This window comes from Lutibacter sp., assembly GCF_040883305.1.
Classification (GTDB): domain Bacteria; phylum Bacteroidota; class Bacteroidia; order Flavobacteriales; family Flavobacteriaceae; genus Lutibacter.
On the sequence record NZ_JBFLKT010000385.1, the window covers coordinates 1 to 3,941 of the forward strand.

Here is a 3,941-nt window from a genome sequence, read left to right on the forward strand (position 1 = left end):
AGTAATGATGGAGGTATGTACGCTCCAGCAACTAATTCGAGTAGTTATTTGGTAGAAGTATCACCCTTAAATGTAATTTTAAAAGAAACTTATACTTTAGATGTTTTTAAAGATTATTTTTTGAATTCAGGGTTACTTTCTACAATTAAAACTACCAATAAAATTATAAATGTATTGGCTAGTATTTATGCCAAAGAAAATAAACTTGATAACTGTGTATTATTAAATGAAAGAAAACATGTAGTCGAATCAATAAATGGAAATATTTTTGTTGTAAAAGATAACATTATTAAAACACCACCAATTGAAGAAGGTTGTGTAAAGGGTATAATGAGAAAAAAAATTATTGAATTACTTTCAAAAAGCAATGATTATATTTTAAAAGAAGAAGCAATTTCGCCTTTTGAATTGCAAAAGGTTGATGAAGTTTTTATAACGAATGCAATTGTTGGCATACTGCCTGTTACAAATTATAAGAAAACTAGGTTTAAAACAACAATTGCAAAAGAATTGGCATTAGAAATAAAGAATTTAGTTTAAAGCAGGGTTTTTAGGCGCATTTGCCCAAATTTGGTATTCACCACCAAAAGCCATTAATTGGTTTTTCCAAATATCATCGCTTTTAATAGTCAGTAAATTTGGATATTTATTTTTAGTAATTTTCCAGGTAGATTCGTTTAATTCTTCATTTAACTGATTTATAGACCAACCTGAATATCCCAGGAAAAAACGAATATCTGCAACATCTAAAGCTTTTTCATTTAAAAGTTTTGTTAGGATGTTAAAATCACCTCCCCAATAAAAGTTTGTATCAATTTGAATACTGTCGGGAATTAACTCAGGAACTTTATGAATAAAATATAAATTTTCTTGTTCAACCGGTCCACCACTATAAACTGTAAAATCACAATCTATTTCAGGAATTAAATCTTTTAAAAGAAACTCTGTGGGTCTATTTAAAATGAATCCAATACAGCCATCTTCACTATGTTCTGTTAAATATATTACAGACCTATTAAATTCTTTATCGTTAAGAATAGAAGGTTCAGCAATTAATAATTTACCTTTTGTAGGTGTTTTATCTAACATAATTATTTTAAATGTTTATTAAATATAGCAAAATTTGTTAATAAAAAAAAACTCTTCAAAAAAATTGAAGAGTTTAATTTATAATAAGAAAATTTCTTATGTATTAGTTTACTGCATCACTTAATCCAGCTCCCGCTTTAAATTTAACAACATTTTTTGCTGCAATTTGGATAGATTTTCCTGTTTGAGGGTTTCTTCCTGTTCTAGCTGCTCTTTTAGAGATAGACCAAGTTCCCCATCCAACTAACGCAACTTTACCACCTTTTTTTAGTGTTTTTGTTACATTTTCTGTTAATGATTCTAATGCTGCTTTTGCTGCTGCTTTTGAGATGCCAGCATCAGCTGCCATTGCATCAATTAAATCTGATTTGTTCATAATTTAAATTTTAAATTAATAGGTTAAACATTTTTTGCTTGTAATAAGCTTAACAAAGTTATATGGAATAAGGGTTTATGCAAGTTTTTACCCATAAAATTGATTATTTTGTTAATAAATGATAATAAATGTTAATAACATAGCTCAATTTTTGTAAAAACATCCGCTAAGCCCTTTAAAATTAGACTTAAATCATTTTTGAATTTACTGTAAATGTGTAACCATTTAGTAAACTTTTACTATCCATCTTTTTTTTGCCAGCTAATTGTAAGCTTTCAATTTTTATAAACCCGTTTGGAACTGCAACTTTAATTTCGTTTTTTGTTGTTACAATTTTTCCAGTTTTTTGGCTATGTTCTTCAACTATTGGTTTAACATCAAAAATTTTGACTTTAATTTCTTCACTATCATTAATAAGTGTTGTCCAAGCTGCCGGATATGGATTTAATCCTCTTATTAAATTGTAGGTATTTGTTAAGGAGTCGTTCCAATTAATTTTACAGGTTTCAGTAAATATTTTTGGAGCTGGTTTTTCTTCAATTTCTGGTTGTTTTGTAGTTTTTACATTTCCTTTTTCAATTAGTTTAACAGTTTTTACAACTAAATTACTTCCAACAGTCATTAGTTTGTTATATAATTCACCTAAAATTTCATCTTTTCCAATGGCAACTTCTTCTTGTAGAATTATATTTCCTGTATCAATCTTTTCATCAATAAAAAATGTGGTAACACCAGTTTTTGTTTCACCATTAATTAGTGCCCAATTTATTGGTGCAGCTCCTCTATAATTTGGTAATAATGATGCGTGTAAATTAAATGTGCCAAATTCTGGCAATTGCCAAACTATTTTTGGTAACATTCTAAAAGCAACCACAATTTGTAAATTAGCTTGTAAATTTTTTAATTCAGCAATAAAATTTTCATCTTTTAAGTTTGTTGGCTGTAAAATAGTTAAATGATGTTCTAAAGCATATTTTTTAACGGCAGATTCATTTAATTTTCTTCCTCTTCCCGCTGGTTTATCGGGTGCAGTAATTACTCCAACTACATTAAATTTAGCTTTTACAAGGGCATCTAAGGTTGCAACTGCAAATTCAGGTGTTCCCATAAATACAATTCTTAAATCTTTCATTAAAGGTTTAGTTTAAATTTATTTTGCGAAGTTATGGCAATTTTATTTTTTTCTAAGAGTATTTTTAGAGAATTTAAAAGCTGTTTTTGGTTGCATTTAAGTGCCACAGATAATTCTTGAGAAGATAAATGCTGCGCTTCAAGTAGTTTTAATATTTCAGATAAAAGTGCGGTTGTTGTTTCTGTAGGTGCATTTTTAGATGTACAAACATCGCATTTACCACAAGGTTCTGTAACAATTTCATCAAAATAGGAGAGTAGTTGCATGTTTCTACATGTTTGAGTATCTCTAATAAAATTTATGGTTGCAGTTAATTTGTCGTATTTTATTGAATATTGTTTTTCTATATTTTTTGAAATGCTATTTATAGTATAATTATCTTCTCGAATTACTAAAAAAGTCAGTCTGGAATTTGAATTTTCAAAATTATATTTTACAATTCCGTTGGTGTTTAAATCTTGTAAAGTTGCAATAATATTTCCTTTAGAAACTCCTAGTTTTTTAGATAACTTAAATTCATCAATAATTGTATGATGTTCAAAAATTCCTCCATAACTTCTTAAAATTAATTTGATTAAATCCTTTTTAGAAGGGTATTCTTCTAAATAATTAAATAGTTGATTGTTGCCAATGGTAAATTTTATTGTCGATTTTTTTGTAAAGTTTTCATCTAATAAAATAATATTTTCTCTTTCTAAAACTTTAATGGCATTGTATGCTTTTAATATGTTTAATTTATAAGTTGCACAAAACTCTTGAATAGAGAAGTTAAAAGATTCTACAGGTTGTTCTCCAAATGAAATTTTAAAAAACTGATTTAAATTAAAATAAATTTCTTTAATATATTTTGTAGTTGGTGTGGTTGCTTTAAATCGAACATCGGCATCATATAAATTAGCTTTATTAGTTAATATTAATGAATATGATTCTTTTCCATCTCTACCAGCTCGTCCAGCTTCTTGGATATAGTTTTCTAAACTATTGGGTATATTTAAATGTATTACAACGCGTACACTTGGTTTGTCAATTCCCATTCCAAAGGCATTTGTGGCGACCATAATTGGCGTTTTATCTGCAATCCAAGTTTCGTAAGCAGCGTTTTTTTCTTCTAAAGATAATCCACCGTGGTAATAAGTGCTTTTAAAATTATGCTGATTTAAATACTTGTTTACTTCTTTTGTTTGCTTTCTGTTATTGGTATAAATAATTACAGATTCTTTTACATAATTTAGTATTTGAAGCAAATTTGCATAGTAATTTTCGGTATAAATTACTTTGTAGGTTAAATTAGTTCGTTTTAACGATTTTTTAAAAACAGTAGCATTTTCAATTTCTAAATTTTGG

The 3,941-nt window shown here is 27.5% G+C and carries 5 protein-coding genes; 1 reads left to right on the forward strand and 4 read right to left on the reverse strand.

The annotated features are described in order from the left end of the window. The coding region (locus AB1Z17_RS12360; protein ID WP_368052094.1) for an aminotransferase class IV at positions 1-540 on the forward strand (540 nt) is incomplete at its 5' end. Here AB1Z17_RS12360 and AB1Z17_RS12365 read toward each other — a convergent pair. The 4 genes from AB1Z17_RS12365 to AB1Z17_RS12380 all read right to left on the reverse strand — a co-directional run. Beyond that, the gene (locus AB1Z17_RS12365) at positions 532-1,089 is read right to left on the reverse strand and encodes a YqgE/AlgH family protein (RefSeq protein ID WP_368052095.1); all 558 of its coding nucleotides are present in this window, start codon (positions 1,087-1,089) and stop codon (positions 532-534) included. The genes AB1Z17_RS12360 and AB1Z17_RS12365 overlap by 9 nt on opposite strands. Before the next feature lie 103 nt (positions 1,090-1,192). Beyond that, positions 1,193-1,465, reverse strand: coding sequence for an HU family DNA-binding protein (locus AB1Z17_RS12370; protein ID WP_368052096.1), 273 nt, complete (start codon positions 1,463-1,465; stop codon positions 1,193-1,195). Between the two features lie 187 nt (positions 1,466-1,652). Beyond that, entirely contained in the window at positions 1,653-2,597 is a 945-nt protein-coding gene (fmt, locus tag AB1Z17_RS12375; protein WP_368052097.1) for a methionyl-tRNA formyltransferase, read from the reverse strand. After that, the coding region (locus tag AB1Z17_RS12380; RefSeq protein WP_368052098.1) for a helicase-related protein at positions 2,597-3,941 on the reverse strand (1,345 nt) is incomplete at its 5' end. The genes fmt and AB1Z17_RS12380, both read right to left, overlap by 1 nt.

Excerpts from the sequence above, each read along its gene's own strand:
- AB1Z17_RS12370 (WP_368052096.1), bottom strand. The coding sequence starts at position 1,465 with ATGAACAAATCAGATTTAATTGATGCAATGGCAGCTGATGCTGGCATC.
- fmt (WP_368052097.1), bottom strand. The coding sequence starts at position 2,597 with ATGAAAGATTTAAGAATTGTATTTATGGGAACACCTGAATTTGCAGTT.
- AB1Z17_RS12365 (WP_368052095.1), bottom strand. The coding sequence starts at position 1,089 with ATGTTAGATAAAACACCTACAAAAGGTAAATTATTAATTGCTGAACCT.